This is a genomic window from Pseudoalteromonas marina (genome assembly GCF_000238335.3).
In the GTDB taxonomy this organism is placed as follows: domain Bacteria; phylum Pseudomonadota; class Gammaproteobacteria; order Enterobacterales; family Alteromonadaceae; genus Pseudoalteromonas; species Pseudoalteromonas marina.
Genome location: NZ_AHCB03000006.1, coordinates 64,914 through 85,719 on the forward strand (window position 1 = coordinate 64,914; position 20,806 = coordinate 85,719).

At 39.4% G+C, this 20,806-nt stretch carries 19 protein-coding genes; 8 read left to right on the plus strand and 11 right to left on the minus strand.

Annotation, left to right across the window (positions count from 1 at the left end; translation table 11 throughout):
* Positions 1-31: 31 nt before the first annotated feature.
* From PMAN_RS09240 to PMAN_RS09255, 4 genes are all read right to left on the minus strand, one after another.
* Entirely contained in the window at positions 32-334 is a 303-nt protein-coding gene (locus PMAN_RS09240) for an H-NS family nucleoid-associated regulatory protein (RefSeq protein ID WP_006794071.1), read from the minus strand.
* A gap of 187 nt (positions 335-521) precedes the next feature.
* On the minus strand, positions 522-1,451 hold the full coding sequence (locus PMAN_RS09245) for a class I SAM-dependent methyltransferase (protein ID WP_010557133.1): 930 nt from the start codon (positions 1,449-1,451) through the stop codon (positions 522-524).
* Between the two features lie 63 nt (positions 1,452-1,514).
* Positions 1,515-4,109, minus strand: a complete 2,595-nt coding sequence (locus PMAN_RS09250; protein ID WP_010557134.1) for a TonB-dependent receptor — start codon at positions 4,107-4,109, stop codon at positions 1,515-1,517.
* 331 nt (positions 4,110-4,440) lie between these two features.
* A complete protein-coding gene (locus tag PMAN_RS09255; RefSeq protein WP_010557135.1) occupies positions 4,441-6,801 on the minus strand; it encodes a DNA polymerase II in 2,361 nt (786 codons plus the stop codon).
* A 60-nt stretch (positions 6,802-6,861) separates the two neighbouring features.
* On the opposite strand from PMAN_RS09255, the gene dinG reads away from it, so the two are divergent.
* The 6 genes from dinG to PMAN_RS09285 are packed head-to-tail and all read left to right on the plus strand — an operon-like array spanning position 6,862 to position 11,702.
* Positions 6,862-8,937, plus strand: coding sequence for an ATP-dependent DNA helicase DinG (dinG, locus tag PMAN_RS09260; RefSeq protein ID WP_010557136.1), 2,076 nt, complete (start codon positions 6,862-6,864; stop codon positions 8,935-8,937).
* On the plus strand, positions 8,937-9,713 hold the full coding sequence (locus tag PMAN_RS09265) for a TSUP family transporter (RefSeq protein WP_010557137.1): 777 nt from the start codon (positions 8,937-8,939) through the stop codon (positions 9,711-9,713). Before dinG ends, PMAN_RS09265 begins: the two co-directional genes overlap by 1 nt.
* A gap of 1 nt (position 9,714) precedes the next feature.
* Positions 9,715-10,323 (plus strand): primosomal replication protein, encoded by a 609-nt coding sequence (locus tag PMAN_RS09270; RefSeq protein WP_010557138.1) that lies wholly within the window; start codon positions 9,715-9,717, stop codon positions 10,321-10,323.
* A gap of 10 nt (positions 10,324-10,333) precedes the next feature.
* Positions 10,334-11,233 (plus strand): histone deacetylase family protein, encoded by a 900-nt coding sequence (locus tag PMAN_RS09275; protein WP_010557139.1) that lies wholly within the window; start codon positions 10,334-10,336, stop codon positions 11,231-11,233.
* A 51-nt stretch (positions 11,234-11,284) separates the two neighbouring features.
* Positions 11,285-11,566 (plus strand): late competence development ComFB family protein, encoded by a 282-nt coding sequence (locus tag PMAN_RS09280; protein WP_006793580.1) that lies wholly within the window; start codon positions 11,285-11,287, stop codon positions 11,564-11,566.
* A complete protein-coding gene (locus PMAN_RS09285; RefSeq protein WP_008129305.1) occupies positions 11,550-11,702 on the plus strand; it encodes a YbaM family protein in 153 nt (50 codons plus the stop codon). Before PMAN_RS09280 ends, PMAN_RS09285 begins: the two co-directional genes overlap by 17 nt.
* A gap of 2 nt (positions 11,703-11,704) precedes the next feature.
* Here PMAN_RS09285 and PMAN_RS09290 read toward each other — a convergent pair whose 3' ends face one another.
* Positions 11,705-12,229, minus strand: a complete 525-nt coding sequence (locus tag PMAN_RS09290; protein WP_010557140.1) for an SEL1-like repeat protein — start codon at positions 12,227-12,229, stop codon at positions 11,705-11,707.
* 103 nt (positions 12,230-12,332) lie between these two features.
* On the opposite strand from PMAN_RS09290, the gene PMAN_RS09295 reads away from it, so the two are divergent.
* Positions 12,333-13,217 carry a DMT family transporter gene (locus tag PMAN_RS09295; RefSeq protein WP_010557141.1) on the plus strand — a complete coding sequence of 295 codons (885 nt, stop codon included), beginning with the start codon at positions 12,333-12,335 and terminating at the stop codon, positions 13,215-13,217.
* A gap of 17 nt (positions 13,218-13,234) precedes the next feature.
* Here PMAN_RS09295 and PMAN_RS09300 read toward each other — a convergent pair whose 3' ends face one another.
* The 3 genes from PMAN_RS09300 to PMAN_RS09310 are packed head-to-tail and all read right to left on the minus strand — an operon-like array spanning position 13,235 to position 15,001.
* A complete protein-coding gene (locus tag PMAN_RS09300) occupies positions 13,235-13,747 on the minus strand; it encodes a CC0125/CC1285 family lipoprotein (RefSeq protein ID WP_010557142.1) in 513 nt (170 codons plus the stop codon).
* A 25-nt stretch (positions 13,748-13,772) separates the two neighbouring features.
* Positions 13,773-14,513 (minus strand): anti-sigma factor family protein, encoded by a 741-nt coding sequence (locus tag PMAN_RS09305; protein WP_010557143.1) that lies wholly within the window; start codon positions 14,511-14,513, stop codon positions 13,773-13,775.
* Entirely contained in the window at positions 14,510-15,001 is a 492-nt protein-coding gene (locus PMAN_RS09310; RefSeq protein ID WP_010557144.1) for an RNA polymerase sigma factor, read from the minus strand. Before PMAN_RS09310 ends, PMAN_RS09305 begins: the two co-directional genes overlap by 4 nt.
* A 140-nt stretch (positions 15,002-15,141) precedes the next feature.
* Here PMAN_RS09310 and PMAN_RS09315 point away from each other — a divergent pair, with 140 nt between their 5' ends.
* Positions 15,142-16,488: a S8 family serine peptidase gene (locus tag PMAN_RS09315; protein ID WP_010557145.1), complete on the plus strand. Its 1,347-nt coding sequence runs from the start codon at positions 15,142-15,144 to the stop codon at positions 16,486-16,488.
* Here the strand turns inward: PMAN_RS09315 and PMAN_RS09320 are convergent.
* From PMAN_RS09320 to PMAN_RS09330, 3 genes are all read right to left on the minus strand, one after another.
* Complete coding sequence (locus tag PMAN_RS09320; RefSeq protein WP_010557146.1) at positions 16,472-17,425, minus strand: hypothetical protein; 954 nt, start codon at positions 17,423-17,425, stop codon at positions 16,472-16,474. The two genes, PMAN_RS09315 and PMAN_RS09320, sit on opposite strands and share 17 nt — an antisense overlap.
* A 62-nt stretch (positions 17,426-17,487) precedes the next feature.
* Positions 17,488-18,369: a hypothetical protein gene (locus tag PMAN_RS09325; protein WP_010557147.1), complete on the minus strand. Its 882-nt coding sequence runs from the start codon at positions 18,367-18,369 to the stop codon at positions 17,488-17,490.
* 135 nt (positions 18,370-18,504) lie between these two features.
* Positions 18,505-20,742, minus strand: a complete 2,238-nt coding sequence (locus tag PMAN_RS09330; RefSeq protein ID WP_021032417.1) for an exonuclease domain-containing protein — start codon at positions 20,740-20,742, stop codon at positions 18,505-18,507.
* Positions 20,743-20,806 lie beyond the last annotated feature (64 nt).

Here is a 20,806-nt window from a genome sequence, read left to right on the forward strand (position 1 = left end):
AAAAGAGAAGCTGCGCCTCTCTTTTATATTGTTAAGCTAGGTGTTTTTGTAAATCAACATTTTCAAACGCTTTTGGGCGGCGGCCACGGCCAGTCCACTCAATGATTTCACCATCAACTTCAATGCGATATTTAGCTTTAACTTTAGTGCGCTTATCTGCGGATGTGTCTTGTAAATCTTCTAACGTAAGTCCTTTTTCTTTTAAAAGATCCAAAACTTCCTGTTTTGCTTTTTGCTGTTGGGTATATTTTGAAATTGCATCAGTAACTAATTGTTGTGCTTTTTCAAGTTCAGTTAAGGATGCAGTCTTTATAAAAGCTCGAACTTCTTTCATTTATATCTCTTTAAATTTATAAACATAACAAAATAAGTATAGATACTTTAATTTAAAATAACTATGACAAAGAATAAAGATTTTAAAAATAAGAAATTGCTATTACTAAAATTAATACACAAAATAACTAAAAAACTATCAACTTTTTTAAAAGCAAAATTGATATAAACTGTTAACTAAATTAAAGCTACATTTCCTTTGGAGAAATTTTTATTTGCCAACAAAACAGTTCATTATTTACATTGAATGTCGCAATAGACATTTTCATATTTTTAAGCTTTGCAGCTTCAAATTTTTCGTAAATTTCATCTTCACTAAATGCAACAGAAGTTTGATCTAATAACCTTTCAATTTGTTGTCTTAAAGCATTTTGTAAGCTATTTAATTTTGTTTTACTCGTTTGATCAATATTTAGCATTATCTTTGATACTTTAGACATTATATCTGCAAACCAGAGCTTTTCTTCATCATTGGATATATTTAAGCTCTGAATTTTTTGAATCACTTCTTTATTTCGTGTCTGAAATAACTCAATATGACCTTGAAGCTTCAAAGTTACTAAGCTTTCAAGTTCATTTAATATGTTGTTTTCCAACATCCAATTAAGTATTTTCAAACCGCTTTTGCAATCGTTGGTTATAACTGAATCAGGGTGATGCATCATTAATATAATTTCACCATCTTTATTAAGCACTCTACGTGCCTCATTTAAAGAGTGTGACCAATTAGAATACTCAAAACCGAATTGGCTAACTAATATATCAAAATACTCATTTGGATAAGGTAGATTTTCTAATGAAGTATTAAACTGAAACTTAACTTTATTAATAGCACTATTAATTTCATCAACATCACTGGTAATTTTTAACTCATCAATGTTTGCTAAGTCGCAGCCATACACCGAGCCAGATAAGTTTTTTCTTTTTAAAAGGCATTGTAGCCAGATTGCTAACGCTCCCTTACCGGTTGCTAAATCAAGATAAACAGCACCTTCTCCTTTTTCTAATACAACGTCATCCCAAAAGTTTAACACTTCTTCTGGGTAACCTAGGGCTGTATTTGCATCACCAAAACTAGATAAAGCTTTTGTAAGGTCCCAGTAATGATCCCAGTGCATTTTATTTTCTCCAAAAAAAAGAGTGACTCAAGAGTCACTCTTTATTATATCTAAACTAAAAACTTAGAAAGACTGTTTAAAGTTTAAGTACATTGTACGACCAAAACCTGAGTAAAGATCGAAGTTGTAGTCACGACCGCCAAAAGCGAAAAGTGGTGGCTGCTTGCCAAATGCATTTTGTGCACCGAAGCTCACTTTACCGTTCCAAGGTGTGTTGTACGCAACTTGTAGATCATGAGTTACCCATGAAGGAATGTGACCTTCACACTCACCATCTGCAGTGATGTCTTCACACTGGCTATCAATCAGGTTTAGATTCCAAGTGAAATCAAAATCAGAAATAGAGTAAACGTTAGACAGGTTTAGACGCATTTGCGGTACACCTGGATCATCTACGAAGTTACGACCACCATCTGTTTTGAAATCAACAATGTGAGATAGGTTAAAGTTAGTTCTTAAAGTACCAGCATCACCAAATTCAAACATTGAATTAGCTTTAAAGTCGATACCTGAAGTTTCTAAACTACCATCGTTACCAAAACCACGTACTAGCTGAGTAATCGCACCGTTTGGTGAACGAGATACAGTGAATGCATCTGGCACAGAGTCACCACGTAAACGTGCATCAATGATAGCTTGAGCAGAAAACGCACGGATTCGGTTAGTGATTTCAATGTTGTAGTAATCAAGCTCTACAGAAATCGCATCTGTTACTTGGTAAACAACACCAAGTGAGTATTGGTCAGACTGCTCTGAACCTAGATTAGGGTTAGCAATAACTAATGCGTTGATTTGTGAAGAACAATCTGCAGCTTCACCAATTGCTAAACATGTAGCTTCATCAGAAACTGAATCAGCTGATTCAGAAGGCTGTTGAGTTAAGTCTGGTAATGAAGGAGCGCGGAAACCTTTACCCCAAGATGCACGAAGTACTAAGTCATCGATTGGGTTGTAACGTGCTGATACTTTAGGTGAGAAATCTGAACCATAGTCAGAGTAATCATCGTAACGACCGGCAAAGTTAAGCTCAAACTCTTCAGTTACTGGAACTAATGTTTCAAAGAATAAACCACGAACTGAACGTCCACCACCTGCACTGCTACCTGAAGAACCACCTACTTGACCTGCTGCAGAAAGTGAATCGTATACGTCAGCATAATCTTCTGAACGGTATTCAAAACCTACGAATGCTTGGATTGCACCTGCGTCTGTTTCCATGATGTCAAACGCAGCATTTGCGTAAAACTCTTCTTGGTTAAACTTACCAGTACGTGAAGTAGTTACCGTCATTGCGCCTCTAACTTCTTCAGATGCACCGAACGGGTCGTTAAGCATGTAAGTACCGTCGTTAATGTATTGACGAGCAATACTACGAAGGATGTAACCTGTACCTACGTTGTGGCTTTCGTTAATTGTTTTACGAACACCTGTTTCAACAGAAACGTCACCAATCATGCCTTTAGCGCCAAAACCGATATCTTTAAGCTCTGTAGAAAGGTTGTTGTCACGATTACCTAACGCAGCAAAACGATGCCAAAAATCTAGACCTTGCTGTTCCATTTCTAGAGAAGCATCGTAGATTGGGCTGTTAGGGTTAGTTGGGTTGTTAGGGCTATCGGCACTAACAAATACTGTATCTGTTGATGCGTCAAACGCTGTTGTATCTAGACCTGGAGCGTAACGACCGAATGATTTAGTTTGTGCGATGTTGATGTCTGTGTAAATACTCCAGTCATCGTTCACATCGTATGTAGCTTTAACGAAAGCTGAGCGGTTTTTGATTGACGCTTCATCAGCAGATACTGCTGCGAAGTTAAAACCACAACGTGCGCCAATGCGGTAGAAGTTTTCATTACCTACGCCTTCACATGTAGCTTCTGGAGAGAAGAAATCAAAATTACTTGCTCTTTCACCATCTGTAGTTGTGAATGTTGTGAAGTTGTTTGAATAAACTGAACCACCTGGGCTGTACCATGGGAAGTCACGAGCGTAAACAATGTCACGACCACTCCAAGATGCACCAGCAAGTACACGAGAGTTGTCTGAAGAAGCACCGAAAAGTACAGAACCATTTTCACGGTCGCCGCCTTCATGCTCAATACGGCCAGAACCTAAAGTAACTTCTGCACCATTAAAGTCTTTACGTAAAATTACGTTAATTACACCACCGATAGCATCTGAACCGTAAAGTGCAGAAGCACCATCAGTAAGGATTTCAACACGCTCAACAGCTGCCATTGGGATTGAGTTCAAATCTTGGCTTGAACCAGTAAGAGTTGACTTAGGTAAACGACGGCCATCTACTAAAACTAGAGAACGGTCAGAACCTAAACCACGTAAGCTTACCGTAGTAGCGCCCTGAGCAGAACTACCAGACTGCGGACGGAACGAACCCAGACTGTTAAATGTAGTATTACGTAATAAATCAGCTACTGAAGTTTCACCACTAAGCTCGATTGCAGTACGGTCGATAACTGTTACTGGTAAATCACCAGCCATATCAACACGTTTGATACGTGAACCAGTTACTTCAATACGCTCAACTTTTTCTGCAGAATCTTCTTCTGCAGCAAAAGAACTTGCTGAAAATGCAGCTGTAGATGCTGCGCCAAAAGCGATCGCTAAGCGAACTGCTTTTGAAACTTTGTTATTTAACATTTGATTCTCCCAGGAATACATTTATTAATTATAATTTTTTCAGTCTAGCGGTACAAAACGTATTGAGTACCCCAATCACTGTGCCTTCAATGATAATACTAGTGAAAGAGCAAGGTCAACAAGGAATTAACGTTGCGTTAATAATTAATTACTAAAAAGAGCTAAACGTAAATTACATCAAAAAAAAATAAATCTTAAACTATTGTTAATTAACAAATAAATACACAATCTAAATTTAGTGCATTAACAGTTTGTTGCTTTTTTCACTTCAAATTAAAATATTTACTTTTGTAAGTTTTGTAGTTCAACGCAAATTTAATAAGCAAAGAGCTTAAAAATCAGGCAGAAAAAGCTGACCGAGGTTGTTTTTTTTATTATCTATCACTAAGGCATCAAATATTGCTGCAGATATCGGAACCAGCTGTCTCTGTTGGTATAATGGGTAATTAAGTGCATTTTTTCCATTAAATATTTCTGCCCCTGACATCGCATAAACATACTCTATAATTTGCCCGCGCCTGACTTCAAAGTCAGGATGTTCTGCCTTGTGTTTTTTTACCGCTTGTACATGTGGTGGAATATTTTTTTCGTAATCGTTTAGATTTCTACCAAGGCGTTTTTTGTAAACAAGCTTTTGATCAAACTCACCGGCAAAAAGTCGCTTAGTATAATCTTTTACTATTTCGTCAAGTTGGGCAATTTCAAACTGTGAATCAAACAAAGCCTCAAATAGCTCTTTTTGAAACTCTTGGGCAAATTCAGTCCAATCACTTCTCACGGTTTCCATACCTTTAAAGACGATTTTAGATTCATCACCTTTTGCTATTTTACCAACGTAACGTTTTTTAGAGCCCGTTTTTTTATCGCGAATTGTAGGCATAAAAAAGGGACTGTAATGGGTTTCAAATTCAATTTCTAAATAGCTTTTTAAATTAAAATGCTTCGCTATATGCCGCTCCCACTGATGATTAATATGAGTCATCAATTCATTACCAATTTTATTGCAGCATTGGGCAGTTAAGCTCTCATCCACTTTTACAAAAATTGAGTCTGTATCACCATAAATAACACTGTACCCAAGCTCCTCCATCCATTTACGCGTCGTTTGCATAATTTCATGGCCGCGCAGCGTAATAGAACTTGATAAACGAGGATCATAAAATCGACATCCCTTAGATCCAAGTACACCATATAAGCTGTTCATAATAATTTTAATTGCTTGCGATAACATTGGTTGGTTGGTGTCTTTGGCGTTTTGACGGGTTTTAGTTAGGTATTCAATTAACTTTGGTAAATGATGCTCACTACGAGAAAACACTGCATTATTAAAGCCTTGTATTGCATCATTAGGGGCATTTAACCCTTTTATTAACCCTAGGGGATCAATACAAAAAGTGCGCATAATAGAGGGGTATAAACTTTTAAAATCTAAAACCAGAATATTTTTATAAAGCCCAGGCAATGAGTCCATCACGTAACCACCAGGGCTGTCAAAAGACAAACCATGGTCGCCTAAATTAGGGGCTACATAACCACTGCGGTGCAGCAAGGGTAAATACAAATTAGTAAAAGCAGCTACAGAGCCGCCCATTCGCTCAAGCTCAAGGCCTGTTAACTGTGTGCGAACAATTGCAAACTCATATAAATTTAATTTTGTGAAAATACGATTAACTAGAATACAGTCTTGGCGGTTGTAAGCCGCTAGAGTCAGTTTATCCTCATTAAATTGACGAATAATTTCGCCTAACCGGTTATCTGATTGAATTAGCTTGGCTTCACCTAATACTTTTTCGGCAATGTTCCCTAAAGAGTAATTATCAAAGTGGTAAGTCGCATTTTTTAAAGTGTCAATTCCATCAACAACACATCTCCCTGGCAACGTAAGGCGTGTATAGTGCCCCGTATTGATATTAATTGGTTGGTTATCTCTGCCCAATTTAAGGGAAATACCAAGCGCTTCAGCACGGGTATTAAGTACTGTAAAATCAAATTCTATTACATTCCACCCAATAATAATGTCGGGATCATTACTACTTAAATAAGTATGTAACTTTGTAAGTAACTCAAGCTCATCTAAACACCAGTCAATGTTGATTTGTTCACTATGATTGTGTGGTTCGCCAATCATTAAAACGCAGTCAAGTCCATTACCAACAAGACCAATTGAAAACAGAACTCCTTCCCCATCACATTCAATGTCTAATGACAGCGACTTAAGCTTAGGCGTGTAATCTGTATTTGCTTTCAATTTTGCGTTTTGTATAAGTAAAAAGCCGTTTTTTTGACTAACATCTCCAGTAACCCAAACACCACCTCTAATAAAGCGCTCCATTAAAAAGCGATCGCTGTGGCGAATATCACCCTCGTAAACAGTTATAGTGTTTTCAAATAATGTTCGTGCCTTATAAAGACTGCTGGTATTGTTAAAATAGCAGGCAACACAGCCTTTGCCGCTAAAGTGACTCATTTCAACTGTTTTAAAATTAACACTTATACGTGCGCTATCTAATAACTGCTGGGCATGTTGCTGTTGTTCTTGTGCAATAAAAAACACAGCTTGCTGATTTTCAATAACAACTTTAATTGGGCCGTGATCGGATGCAAGCCAATAGCATAGTGTGATCCCCTCACTATGTTTAGACGAATATTGTTGCCTTGATAAAATAAAGCCCTGATAGATTGCTTGTGTCAATGCACGATCCCACTTAATATACACACTGTAATTATATACATACTTTAGGCAAATCATTCCATGCTTTCTGACTCTCTAAAAAAAACTATTAGGCAAGTGCATCAGCATGTGGCTAAAAACCTGAATGATTATAGGCCGCGCAGCAGTCAAAATTACCTTGTTGCAGAAATTGCAAAAACATTAGCTGGTGAGTATCACAAAAAACAACGAATTTGCGTCATAGAAGCTGGCACAGGTACCGGTAAGTCACTTGCTTATTGTTTGGGGGCCTTGCCTTTAGCATTGGCACAAAAAAAGAAGCTAGTAATTTCTACGGCTACAGTGGCATTGCAAGAGCAATTAATTGCAAAAGAACTGCCTTTTTTTAAAACACATTCTGGGCTCGACTTTAAGTTTGATTTAGTTAAAGGGCGCCACCGCTATATTTGCGCCCATAAACTTCATAATGCTGTTAATGGTGATAGCCAAACTCAAATGGACTTTATGCCAACGCTTACCTCTCCACTAAGTGATATGGAAAGCAAGTGCTTGCAAGGGCTATACGATGCTTACGTAAATAAAAAATGGCAAGGCGATAGAGATAGCTGGGCAGATACAATTCCCGACAGAGTTTGGAATTTAATTGCTTGCGACAAGCATGCTTGTCAGCGCCAAATGAAAGCGCATTTGACTTGCCCATTTCAATTAGCTCGCCAACAACTCATGCAAATGGATGTGCTGGTTATTAATCACTCTCTGCTACTGGCTGATTTAGACTTAGGCGGTGGTAAAATTTTACCCGAGCCAGACAACACTATTTATGTAATTGATGAAGCACACCATTTAGCCCATATAACACGCGATTTTTCGTCTGCTGCAGCAACCATTAAAGGCACAATAGAATGGCTCGATAAGCTCACTAAATTCAGTGGAAAAATGGCAAAAGTGCTAGTAGGACAAGGAGCCATAGGTCAAAACTTTAAGCTTTGCGATAGTATAAACGATGCAAATAAAGACCTAAAAGTAGTGAGAGATATTCTTGATAATGCTGACTTTGAATATTCAAAAGACGACACATACCGTTTCGAACATGGTGAAATACCCAAATCGCTACACAGCAAAGCAAAAGATATAAGCGAAGCCACACAAGATGCACTGCGTTGTTTAAATAAAATGCACGACACCCTTACACAAGATGTGAGCGACGGCGACATAAAACCTTATATTGCCGATCCTATTCTTGCTGAAAGCGGTCACTACATTAATCGTTTAGAACAACTAAATAAATTATGGTTTAGTTATGCCAACAAAGGAGAAGGCATACCCCACGCACGTTGGATAAAACGCCTTGAGTACAAAAGTCATCATGACCACCTTTTAAGCGACTGCCCCATTGAAGTAGGCTACTACCTAAAAGACAAACTTTGGAACGAGTGCGCCGGCGCTGTTTTATGTTCTGCCACATTAAGTGCACTTGGTTCGTTTGACCATTTTGCTTATGAAAGTGGTTTAGCAAAAGAGGAAGGCGTTAAATTTATAAAGGTTCCCTCGCCCTTTGATTACCCAAAACAGGCAACATTACGCATTCCTGTGTCTAAAGTTGAACCTACCGATAAAGACTTTAGCGATCACTTAGCAACCACCTTGCCAGAGTATTTAAGCACTAAAAAGGCAAACTTAGTCTTGTTTGCCTCGTACTGGCAAATGGACCATGTAGCAAAGTTTCTTAGAACAAAAGGTTTTAACTTATTAGTACAAGGTGAGATGTCGAGAGAGTCACTGCTTAAAAAACACAGTCAAAATATTGATAGCGGTAAAGGTAGTATTTTATTTGGTACGCAAAGCCTTTCAGAAGGTCTTGATTTACCTGGTAAATATTTAGAGAACCTCATTATCACAAAAATCCCTTTTGCTGTACCTACCTCTCCAATAGAAGAAGCGCAAGCAGAATTTGTGCAAAGCAAGGGCGGTAATCCGTTTTTAACAATTACAGTCCCTGATGCTGCTAAGAAATTGGTACAAAGCTGTGGTAGACTGCTGCGAAAAGAGAGTGACGAAGGCTGTATTACTATTCTTGATAGGCGTTTAGTAACCAAACGCTACGGTAAAGCCATGCTCGACACCCTACCACCATTTAAAAGACAAATAGACTATTAATGTTTGAACTCGCACTCGACCCGACAACTTGGGCAATTTTATGTGCTGTTGCATTGGCAGCAGGCTTTATAGATGCAATAGCCGGTGGCGGTGGCATGTTAACCGTGCCCGCATTACTTACAGCTGGTTTACCACCGCACCTAACATTAGGTACTAATAAACTCGCTGCGAGCTTTGGTTCGTTAACAGCAAGTTTTACCTATTACAAAAAAAACCTTTTTAGCCCCAAGTTTTGGTTGGCATCAATTATCGCAACCGCAATAGGCGCGCTACTTGGTACGGTTATTGTTGATTATTTAAGCATCGACTTTTTAAATAAGTTGCTACCAATTATTATAATTGTTGTTGCCTGCTATAGCTTATTTGGAAATTTGAGCACCACACAAGGTGATGAGTTACCAAAACTCAACAATACAATGAAAATAAAGCAATGGGTCCAAGGCCTAGCACTCGGTTTTTTTGATGGATTAGCAGGCCCAGGCACCGGCACATTTTGGACCGCGTCTAACGGCATGCTTTATAAAATGAACTTGCTTCTTAATTGCGGTTTAGCCCGCTCTATGAACTTTGTGTCTAACTTTATTTCTCTTATAACCTTTGTAGCTTTAGGGCATGTAAACTTTTTGCTTGGTATAACAATGGGCTTTTTTATTATGTTAGGAGCCTGGTTTGGTGCGCACTCTGCAATTAGGTTTGGTAGTAAATTTATACGCCCTGTTTTTAATACCATGGTTATACTTTTAGCATTAAAACTCATTTACGAGGCTTACTTTTAGCATGCAAGTGAATGCATTAGAAAAACTACAACAGCAAGTTACTTCGCTCAAGCAACAAGCTGAGCAATTTGACAGAGCTAAATTGTTTGCTAAAAACCGTTATATGCAAGCACAACCTAGCCTATTTGACCGCGCTGTATTTCAAACTAAAAGCATGAACCTGGCTGATTACGTAAACGAAATAGAAGAAGAAGTAGCAAGCTTACCACCAAGCGATCACCGCCATGCTTATACCTACGCGCTAGAGCGAATTGCATCGCAAGTCCAGGCCGTATTTAATGTCATTAAATCAACACCAATTTGGGAAAAAGAAAATAAAAGTCGGTATAAACCTCGCCCAAAACAAGCTGTTTATAAGCAAGCTGTAAAAAAAGTGATGCAGTCTTCTCATGAACTTTACGACGAGTTAAAACAAAACCATGAGTTTGAACGCCGCTTAATGCTGATGATAGAAGAGCGTAAAATGCAAATGGAAAATGCATCCCCAGCAAAAGCCCAAAAGCTTAACCTTGAAATATTAAGTACTCACGCACGTTTAGGTCGATGCAGAAAAGCCATTTCAGCCACTGAAGATAAAATACAACAAGTAGAAAAACAGCAACTCCGTTAGGGCTTTTTTCATGCAGCTATACTACCACCCTCTTTATTCAAATTTGCCTTTGCCCGAAAGGCACCGCTTTCCAATTCAAAAATATCAACGGCTTAAAACCGAAATAGAGCATTTAGGCTTTTTACCAACCGCATTCAAGCAGCCCGCTAAGGCAAGCCCCTCGCAATTGGCCTTATGTCATAGCGAGCAATATATTAATAATTTTTTAACTGGAAACTTATCTGATAAAGCGATAAAAAAGATAGGCTTTCCTTATTCGGCTCAATTAGTTGAACGAACATTGCTGTCTGTCGGTGGGAGTATTCAAGCAGCAGAAGAGGCTTTAAAAAGCGGACTAGCCTGCAATTTAAGCGGTGGTTATCACCATGCCTATAGCGATTACGGCAGTGGTTTTTGTATATTTAACGATTTAGCCATAGCGGCCACACACTTATTAAATACTCATAAAGCTAAAACTGTGCTGATTTTTGATTGCGACGTGCACCAAGGCGACGGCACAGCGCAGATTATTAATCAGCAAAGCCATAAAAATATCATTACTTGCTCAATTCATTGCGAGCAAAACTTTCCGCGTTTAAAGCAGCAATCTGATTACGACTTTTCTTTACCTGCTAAATCTGGCGACGATGAGTATATCGACACATTACAACACTCACTTGCGCTGTGTGTAAGTATCCATCAGCCAGATATTATTCTGTACAACGCGGGCGCAGACATTTACACAAAAGATGAGCTAGGTTTATTAAATGTATCTATTACAGGTGTTTATGAACGAGATCTTTTTGTTCTTGATTTTTGTAAGCAACATAACATTCCCCTTATGTGTGGTTTAGGCGGCGGTTACCAACGTAATTTAGACAGCTTAATCAATGTGCATAAACAACTATTTAAAGCGGCTATCGATTTATAACAATCCTTAGTATAGACTTACTTAAATGGAACATAACAAAGCGGTAGGAACATGCGATTACACGACGATATACATAACTATTACGAAAAAATTGTTGTTGAAGAAATCATAAAACGAAAACTAGACGAAAAATATGACGACGACGTTATGGCCGACTTTTGCTGTACCGTGTTAAACCAACTGCCACCTCGTTACATTCGTTACGACGTAGATATGGCGTTTTATTTACCACAAGCTGAACGCATACACATGGAAGAACGTGTTCAAACCGCTATTGATGTGGCTATTAGTCAAATATCTAAAAAGAAAAATTTAAATGACCAACCCTCTTGAGGAAGCGCCAACGCATATTAAACTCGCTGTTGATTTAATTATGATACTGGAGCAACACAACGTAGAGCCTGAAGAAGTATTAAAAGCGCTCGATATAGTGAAAAGTGACTTTGAAAAGAAGCTAGTTAACAACTAGCTTCATTCAACTGTGTCTACTTCATACACAGTGACCGCTCCGTCACGTTTAGTGCAATCAATTTTAATTTCGCCAAATGTTCTTCTAGCTGATGTTGACCTTCGGCAAGTCATGTTTTGAGCTTTAACACCAAACTGCTTAATGTAGAGCGCAACAATTGCATCTATTTGCTGCTTCTCTTCTAATGTTGCAGCGGCATAGAAAGTATCATATTGATGTGACCAATTTTCAACGCCAGCTTCTGCAGCTACACCTAACCACCCCATGCCAAGTTTGGTTGATTGATCTAAATATTGACCTTTTAAAAACATAAACGCTAGGGTGTATTGTGCGCTTTTATACCCAAGTGCTGCAGGCTCTTTTAAATCATTAAAAGATTGTTCGTACAGCCCGTTTTTATAGGCTTTAATACCGTTGTATTCTTTTTTCTTCATTGTATTATCGCTGTATAAATTAACTGGGGTCGACCCACACCCACTTAATAAACTCACAGCCAAAATTGCTGTAGCCAGTAAATACCTAACCATAACTAGTCCTTTATTATTTTTAATATGCGAGTACCGAATCTGGCTTACACTCTTCGTAAAGCCTGTTATTCTATAACTCTATTCGTATAATTAAAATATTATCATGAGCTTAGCAAGTTTACTTCGATTATTTTTTCTGGCTGCAATTTGGGGCGCGTCATTTTTATTTATGCGCATGGCCGCCACTAGTTTAGGGCCCGCAGTCTTAATAGAATTTAGAGTCGGCTTTGCGGCACTCACACTATTTATAGTTGCGCTGTATTTAAAACGTCGCTTGGCGTTTACTAAACACAAAAAGCACTTTTTTATAATTGGCGCTCTTAACTCCGCCCTGCCTTTTTTACTTTTTGCTTATGCCGCGCAAACTATCAGCGCATCTACGTTATCTATTTTAAATTCTACAACGCCTATTTGGGGCGCAGTTGTGGGTATTATCTGGAGTAAAACCAAGCCAACTAAGAGTATGGTTTTAGGCTTGCTGTTGGGTTTAGTAGGTGTGGCAATTTTAGTTGGGCAAAACCATCTTATATTAAATACTCAGTCACTTATTGCTATTGTAGCAGCGCTAAGCGCTTCATTTTGTTATGCCATTGCATCCCATTACACAAAAAATGCGCCAAAGCTTGCACCGTTTGATAACGCACACGGCTCAATGTGGGCAGCAAGTTTTATGGTACTGCCCCTTATACTTTTTATGCCAATGCGTGAAGTGCCAACCACCAACGTTATGCTTGGCGTTTTAGCCCTTGGCGTAGTATGTACAGCGCTTGCTTATATTTTATTTTTTAAGCTTATTGACGATATAGGCCCAACCTCAGCTTTAACGGTCACGTTTTTAATTCCGCTATTTGGCATTTTTTGGGGACATTTAATTTTAGATGAGCAAATTGGGCCAAACACGTTACTAGGCGCTTTATTTGTTATTGTGGGCACTATGCTGGTTACTGGATTTTTACCGCGAAAAAAGCACCTAGCTAAAACACGCTAAGTGCTTTTACAAAGCGCTTACTTTTGTGCTTTTTTGCTTAAGTTTTCAATTAAGTCTTGTGCGCTATAGCTATTGTCTCTGGGTTTAATGCCTTTGCCCATTTTAATATCAATCAGGGTGTGCACTTCTTTACGTTTATCATGGTTGCTTACCTGTACGCCTACGCTGCTTGTTGGGCGTGCGCGTGTTTCGCAGGTTAATAAACCGCAGCTTCGCTCATATTGCTGGCTATGTGATGCACTAATAGATGACGCGGGCGCTTGCGATTTAGACTCAACAAAGGTTTCTTTATTCGTTACAACAAACCAGTCGTAGCCTTGCGCTTGGGTAAGCTCAGCCGCGCGTAACAATGCATAGTCACCGGCATCTGCTACGTTGTTTGACACACTTTTAAACTCTACTCGGTATTGATCGTCGCTAATTTTTTGCTCGCTGTAACCTTGTGAGCCATTATTCGCGGCGCGGTAATCAGGTTTAGATGCGCAACCCGCCATAAGTAAAATACTGATAATTAAAATAGATGTTTTCATAATTCACCTCGTTTTATACACATTATTATTTGTTTAACTGCCACTTTGCGCTAATTGCTTGCTGCTCTTGCGCTCTATCTAGTGGTGCGCCGCTGATCATGCTGTCTATAACAGCATCTAACTCACTGTTATTAGACGCCGTTTGATATTGCGCGCCATTATTACTTTGCTGCGTAGCTGTTTGCGCTTTAATTTGCCAACCGCCTTGCGTTTTACATGCAATACTTGTTTGCGTTGTGTTGTTTGAACTTAGTGCATACTGCCTACAAAGCTCACCTTGCTGATTTTTAAAACTAAGCTGCGCGCTAAATACTGAGCCATCACTTTGCTCATACTCTCCACTACTTAGCTGTGTATTAAGGGCTGAGGCTATGCTACTGGCTACTAAATTTTGCGACTCATTGGGTTGTAAATAACTAGTCATTGCAATACCAAATACCACGGCAACACTTGCAGCTATTGCTAAGCTTTTATTAGCCGAGTGCTTAGCCTTTTGCCAAGGCGTTAACGTTACTACATTGCTATTTAACATTTTTTTTGTCGTTGCTGTATCAAGCTTTGCAACCGTTTTAGCTAATGAGTCACTAAGGGGGGCGTCATCAATACTTGTTGCGTTCTCTTTTACTCGCATGTCTACTTCGCTTAGCTCTGCAAGTCGCATTACTAGTTCATCATCCGTTTCAAGGGCTTTACGCACTTGTTCCATTTCGTGCTCGCTTAGCTCTGAGTCTAAAAAGGCGCTAAGTGTTTCGTCGTTAATGTTCATACTTGCTCCTTTTTAAAGTCGGGTTTTATTAAATTATAAAGTGTACAGCGTGCACGCGATAATTTACTCATTACACTGCCTATAGGTATATCGAGTGTATGTGCTACGTCTTTATAGGCCATGCCCTGCACTGCCACCAGCGATACAATGGCGCGTTGCTCTTCGGGTAATTGCCCAAGTGCTGTATTTACATTTTTAAGCATTTGTTTGTTTTCGAGTGTTTGGTGCTCATTACTTGTAATTGGCTCTGGTAATATATCGGCCTGGGCCGTATTTTGCCTTACCTTGCGTGAGCGGTATTCGTCTATCCACACATTGCGGCAAATTTTAAACGCCCATTTAGCAGGCTCAACGTCATCCGGAATGCCTTTTACTAATAGTTTTTCAATTGTTATTTGCACTACATCGTCTGCATCTGCTTTACTACCCGTTAGCGAATAGGCAAAACGCCTAAGCATGGGCAATAAGGTTTTTAATGTTTCGTTCATTGATTTTTACCCCTTTTATAAAGAAGACGATTCAAAAAAACATTTATTCCCAAATAATCAAAATAATTTGAATAATGAAATATTTTTATGTGTTAAACGTTAACTAATCAGCATGATAAATTTAATAAAAGTAACCCACTATGAACATGAAAAAAGTCCGCGTTAAACACATAATAGCCACTTCGCTTTGCATATTTAGCGCAACGAGTTCTGCCAATATAGTCAAGGTCGATCAAGTGCTTGGGCAGTTAAACCCAATAGAGCAGCGTATTGAGCAAACTATAGAGCGCGCACAACGCCTGCCGCTTCAGGTGCCTGTACCACAAGTGTCGATTGATGAACTAAAAGCGCAAATTAGTGAGCCAATTAGCCGTTTACCTAATGTGCTTAACATTAATATAAATAGTCAAAACACCGCATTTGTTGAAGTAGAGCTAGAAAACGGCTTTAGAGCAATAGAGCGCCAATGGTTATTAATGGCAAATAGCCAACAACTTAATACCCTACAGCATCAAAATGTGACTATTGTATCGGTAAAAAATTACAACGCACTTAACATGAGCTTAGTGCGCTTTAACGTGCCCCAAGGTGTTAATTCTAAAAGTGAGTTATTAAAAGCGCTTAACTTAGATGAGTCTGCAATACTTGACCGAAACCACATATACCAAGCGCAAACAGGCGAGCCTACTGCAAAAGTAACACCAAATAACTCTATTGCCCCTTACTGCACACAAAGCGTAAAAATTGGCATGATCGACAGCGCCATTAATACCAAACACAGTGCTTTTAAAGGCGCAAATATCACTACGCAAAGCTTTTTACCACAAGGGTTAAGCTCGCCAAATTTACACGGCACCGCCATTGCAGGGCTAATTACAGGTAAAGGCGCAAAACTTAGCCCGCTTTTAGGCAGTGCCAAGCTTTACAGTGCCGAGGTGTTTTATAGGCAATCTGAATATGCACAAGGGGCTACATTATTTGCCATAGTAGAAGCACTTAACTGGTTAGTAAGTAATAAAATACCCGTAATTAATATGAGCCTAACAGGGCCAAATAACGCAGTTTTAGAAGCAAGTATTACTGCAGCAATAAAACAAAACATGTTGATTGTAGCTGCTGCAGGTAACCAAGGGCCGGCGTCGCAGCCGTTATACCCAGGTGCGTATAAAAGCGTGATAGCGGTAAGTGCTATTGATGCAAATAACCAAATTTATAGATGGTCAAATAAAGGTGATTACATAGACTTTGCAGCCCTTGGTGTAAATGTTGTTACAAGCCAAGGCAATGGAAAATTTGGTAGGGAGTCGGGTACGTCAATGGCGGCGCCGCATGTAAGCGCAGCATTAAGTTGTTTATTGTTAAAGCATGGTAATAATAAAACCAAAGCACTTAACGAGCTTACATCGCTGGCCGTCGACTTAGGCGAGCAAGGCAAAGACACCACCTTTGGTTATGGTGCCATTTACCCACCTAAAAGTGCACTTTAACTGACGCAGATAAAACCGATCGCGTATAGGTATTGCTACTAAGCTTTGATTGATAATCGCCATATTCAGCCTCGGCTATGAGTGTTACGTGCTCAAATAAAGCTAGGTTATAAAACGCATTAACGATATTTCGGTGCTCATCTCGTGACGGTATTTGCTCAAAAAAATCATCCGTTGTTTGCTCATCGTAATCTTTATTTTGATAACGCCAGCCTGCGCCCACTTTATTCGCTACATTAAAGGCCGTAAATTTGTGCGTAACTTTAGTAGTAAAACCGTAGCCGTTAAAGTCGTATTGGTTGTCGTCGGCGTTTTCTTTATCGGCACTTAGCGCTGCCATTAGCATGGTTTGGCCATTATTTATAAAATGATAAAGCGCTACATCGCCACCTACGCCGTCGGCATTACGTGCTTTTGCAGTAGCAAAACGTTTAGCTTTGGTTTTTACACTCATACGCAAGTACGTATGCGGGTTTAAAAAATGGCCATAGTAGGCGCTGGCTTGATTAAAATGTAAAAATGGTTCGCCATCTACATTTGCTTTTGCACCATCGTAACGAACCCCTACCTCATGGCTATTAAAGCTATAGCTGCCATCTAAACCATATTGATGTAGGTCTAAATCGTATTGATCAAACTCATCGTAGTCTTGTTGTTCAAACTTATAGCTTGAGGTTAATTTAGCGCTTTTGGTTACTTGCCATTTAGCATTAACACCGGCTGCGGTTTTGATGCCGCTGTCGCTTTGCGACGAAATATCGTCAAGCTCCTGAACAGAGAGCGCCGAGTTACTTAATACCCCAACTTCAGCATCTGCATTTAGCTCAAAGCTACTTTTAAAGGGCTTATTTTGCTCAGCTGTTTTAATGTGGTTAGTTTGTGCAAGCACCGCTTGAGCACTAAAAACACACAATGTGGCGGTTATAACTGCTTTCATATTTATTCTCCAACAGGCCGAATAGGTTTCCCCATTCGGCATTTGTGCAAGCACTTGGCGTATTAAAGGCCTAGGTCTAAATCGTTAGTAATGTTGGTTACTACTTCACTTGCGGTGCTGAGTGCTACATCGTTACTAACTTGATCAGTAACCGCTGCACTCACCTGCCCGCTAACACTTTGTTGTACTGTGCTTTGTAAACTACTAACCGTACTGTCTTGCACACTGGCAATTAAAGATTGCTGAACATTGCTTACTACTTCATTACTGGTATTAATTGCATCACCCATTTGCAGTGCAGAACTCACTGAGTTTGCAGCCGTATTAGTAATTGCTAATTGGTTTGTAAGCTCACCCGCATTAAGCGTATTATTTGCATCAGCTTGTGTAACTGAATCGGTTGCGCTGCCCACATTTGAAAGTAAAGAGGTATCGGCTGGTGTATCGGTAGTATCTGGCTGAGCGCCTTGCTCAGAGGTAACAGAAAGTAATGACGACTGGCTCACAGCGGTTGTTAAATTACTCGCCGATGAGGTTAACTGCGCTGTTGCATCAAGCGCTGTATTGGCTGTGGAATTGGCTGTGGCATTTAAAGACGAGGCCGATGCATTTAATGCATTATTTAAAGATCCGCTTGCAGATGCAACTAATGTATTTGCAGGCTCTGCGGCCTCACTGCTTTCTTGCGCTGGAGTTTGCGTGTTATTCACCGTTGAATCTGTGTTTTGCGAATCATCAGCCGTTACTTGTGTATCGTTAGATACGTCTGACTCGTTGCTACCACTGGCTGTTAAGCCATTTTGTGAAAGCGCAATAGATGTAGATGTTTGTTGCTGCGCCGACGTTGACTGAGATAGTTCAATATCAGCGGCGTGCACTGCACCTGTAAAAGTACACACACCGCTTAACATCATTACGCTTACAATTTTATTTAATTTAGTCATTGTTTTGTCCTCTAGTTTGTCGGATTGACATAAAGAAGACGATTTACAAAAACACTTTATTCCAAAATAAATTAAAAATTTATAATAAAGCTACTTATTATTTAAATTTCAAATACTTAAAAACAAGATAATAAGCTACTGCGTTAGCGTTTCACTTTTTTGTATCAGCAATAACAGCTCAGCAGTGGCAGTTGCATCAGCCAATGCGCGGTGATGGCTGGGTAAGTTTAAATTAAAATGCGCGCTAAGGTTACCAAGCGAATACGACTTTAACCCTTTAAAAGCTCTGCGCGATTCAACCACGGTGCACATTTTTGGCATTTTAAAAAAGTGCCCTGCAATCTCACATTCTTTTTTAATAAAACCGTAATCAAAGTTCACGTTATGGGCTACAAAAATACTGCCTGCAAGTTTATCTAGTAGTGGCTGTGCTATATCGGCAAATACAGGCGCGTTGTACACCATGCCATCGCTTATGCCGGTCAATTTAGTAATAAAGCTTGGGATATGGCGCTGCGGATTAATAAGTGTCGTCCAGGTATCAATTACTTTACCGTGCTGTACTTTAACTATGCCAATTTCGGTAATGCGGTTACCACCTTTTAAGCTGCCCGTGGTTTCTATATCAACCACGCTGTAAATACGGCTAGGGTCTACAAACCACTTAACTGCAGCAATATGTACTGTAAAGCCCACATTTTTTAAATTATCAATGGTGGTTAATTGGTTGCGCCTTAGCTTATCGCCTGGGGCTTTTACCTCTTCAAAATGTACTTTGCCATTATTAATAACCATTAAGTCGGGGTAGCCGTCTTTTAGCTGTAAATAGTGTTTGCTCATAGCCGTTAAGTGCGCAATTAACGCTTCAAGCGGGCTGTTTAAAATAAGTGCCTCTAGTGGCTCTAATAAATTGCTGCGCCATCTAAATAAACCATTGGGCTGCTCAAAATACTGCGCGGCATGCTTACATACCAAATTAAGCAGCGCCTGATTAGTGCTACAGCTTTTTAAACGTGCGTCAATTTGCGTGCTTTGTGCTTCATAAAAATTACCAAGCTGTAAAACTTGCGGGTAAATATCAAATTCATTACACGGCGGGTATGGCGACTCAATAAATAACTCGTGCCAAAATACTAAGCCAAACAAGCTTTGCCATAAGGTGTTTTCGGTATTAAATACCGTTAACCCTTTTGCACTGTAATGCTCATTTACGCCTTGTTCTACATCGCCTCGGTAAATTTCGTCAATTTCAAGCACACACTGGGTATCGGCCAGCATAGTACTTAAGCGCGAACGTGTTTGTTTATTAAACTTACGCATTAAAAAGTCATCAGCAAAGTACAGTAAATCGTCGGTGAGCGGGTTTTCTATAATTTGCTCTAGCTGCGCTTTTACCCACGCTTTATTACCTAGGCGGTATTGCTCTCTTATTTGAATCTCTTGTGCTTCGGCGTAATCGGTGCAGCCTTCAAGTAAGCTAAAAGCAAGTTCGCTATCGGTATTTTTAAGTTGTTTGTGCAGCCTAACCAGCAGTTTGTTTTTAATATCGTGCGCTTGTGCGCCATGCGACGGTTGCGCCAATACTAAATGCGCAAGCTCGGTGTAAGGGGTTTTGTCATCAAAGGTTTCAGCTTTTGAATTACCGCCCGTTTTGCCGATATTTTTAAACGCTAAACGGTAACGATTTAAAACGTAATTAGATTGCGCCTCAGAGGGTGTATTAAAGCGCGACAAGCTCTCGCTGTGCCCTTCGCGGGTAGCGGTTAACCCTAAATCGCGCATAACAAAGCGGTTTTGATGGTTTACATCTCCACTACTTAAGCGCCCTGCAAATAAAAACTCAAAATACTCGTAATAATCTTCACGGTTATTTATCACATATTGGCTATATAAAGGGGCTAAATCATCTTCGCGATCACTAAAAAATTGGCACGCAATACTAACCAACTCCCCTTTAGCTGCGCTTTTTTTAAAGCTTACTTGCTCACTGTAATTACTGAGTAAATCCACTAGCATGGGCTTGGTTAAATGCGCTATAAGCTGCTTGTAATGCTGTGCATTTGGCTCATATAAAATACCCGCTGTTTTTAGCGTATAAATAGCCTGATGCGGCGAAGTTATTTCTTCATAATTAAGCGATTGCGCCTGCACTAAATAAGGTTTGCGCGAATACACACGCGCCAACATGCATTGGCTTTGCTCATCTAGTTGGTTAATTTTACTAATAAATTGGCTGTGTTTGGGCTCAAGTAAATGCATACATTTACTTGTTACAAACTCAATAAGTTCTCTAAAATGCGCTAAATAGTATTTTGCTGGTAATTCTTTTTTCATAACATCGCCACAACTGTATATAAAAACAGTATCTAGCATTTGTGCTTATTATTCAATCTTAAACTTGTAACTAAAACACGCTATAGTGAGCGTATAATAGTAA

Coding starts and splice junctions, on each gene's coding strand:
- PMAN_RS09300 (WP_010557142.1), bottom strand. CDS start 13,747: ATGAAAACATCTATTTTAATTATCAGTATTTTACTTATGGCGGGTTGC.
- PMAN_RS09305 (WP_010557143.1), bottom strand. CDS start 14,513: ATGAACATTAACGACGAAACACTTAGCGCCTTTTTAGACTCAGAGCTA.
- PMAN_RS09325 (WP_010557147.1), bottom strand. CDS start 18,369: ATGACTAAATTAAATAAAATTGTAAGCGTAATGATGTTAAGCGGTGTG.
- PMAN_RS09275 (WP_010557139.1), top strand. CDS start 10,334: ATGCAGCTATACTACCACCCTCTTTATTCAAATTTGCCTTTGCCCGAA.
- PMAN_RS09250 (WP_010557134.1), bottom strand. CDS start 4,109: ATGTTAAATAACAAAGTTTCAAAAGCAGTTCGCTTAGCGATCGCTTTT.
- PMAN_RS09320 (WP_010557146.1), bottom strand. CDS start 17,425: ATGAAAGCAGTTATAACCGCCACATTGTGTGTTTTTAGTGCTCAAGCG.
- PMAN_RS09285 (WP_008129305.1), top strand. CDS start 11,550: ATGACCAACCCTCTTGAGGAAGCGCCAACGCATATTAAACTCGCTGTT.
- PMAN_RS09295 (WP_010557141.1), top strand. CDS start 12,333: ATGAGCTTAGCAAGTTTACTTCGATTATTTTTTCTGGCTGCAATTTGG.
- PMAN_RS09270 (WP_010557138.1), top strand. CDS start 9,715: ATGCAAGTGAATGCATTAGAAAAACTACAACAGCAAGTTACTTCGCTC.
- PMAN_RS09265 (WP_010557137.1), top strand. CDS start 8,937: ATGTTTGAACTCGCACTCGACCCGACAACTTGGGCAATTTTATGTGCT.
- dinG (WP_010557136.1), top strand. CDS start 6,862: ATGCTTTCTGACTCTCTAAAAAAAACTATTAGGCAAGTGCATCAGCAT.
- PMAN_RS09330 (WP_021032417.1), bottom strand. CDS start 20,742: ATGCTAGATACTGTTTTTATATACAGTTGTGGCGATGTTATGAAAAAA.
- PMAN_RS09245 (WP_010557133.1), bottom strand. CDS start 1,451: ATGCACTGGGATCATTACTGGGACCTTACAAAAGCTTTATCTAGTTTT.
- PMAN_RS09290 (WP_010557140.1), bottom strand. CDS start 12,229: ATGGTTAGGTATTTACTGGCTACAGCAATTTTGGCTGTGAGTTTATTA.
- PMAN_RS09240 (WP_006794071.1), bottom strand. CDS start 334: ATGAAAGAAGTTCGAGCTTTTATAAAGACTGCATCCTTAACTGAACTT.
- PMAN_RS09280 (WP_006793580.1), top strand. CDS start 11,285: ATGCGATTACACGACGATATACATAACTATTACGAAAAAATTGTTGTT.
- PMAN_RS09310 (WP_010557144.1), bottom strand. CDS start 15,001: ATGAACGAAACATTAAAAACCTTATTGCCCATGCTTAGGCGTTTTGCC.
- PMAN_RS09315 (WP_010557145.1), top strand. CDS start 15,142: ATGAACATGAAAAAAGTCCGCGTTAAACACATAATAGCCACTTCGCTT.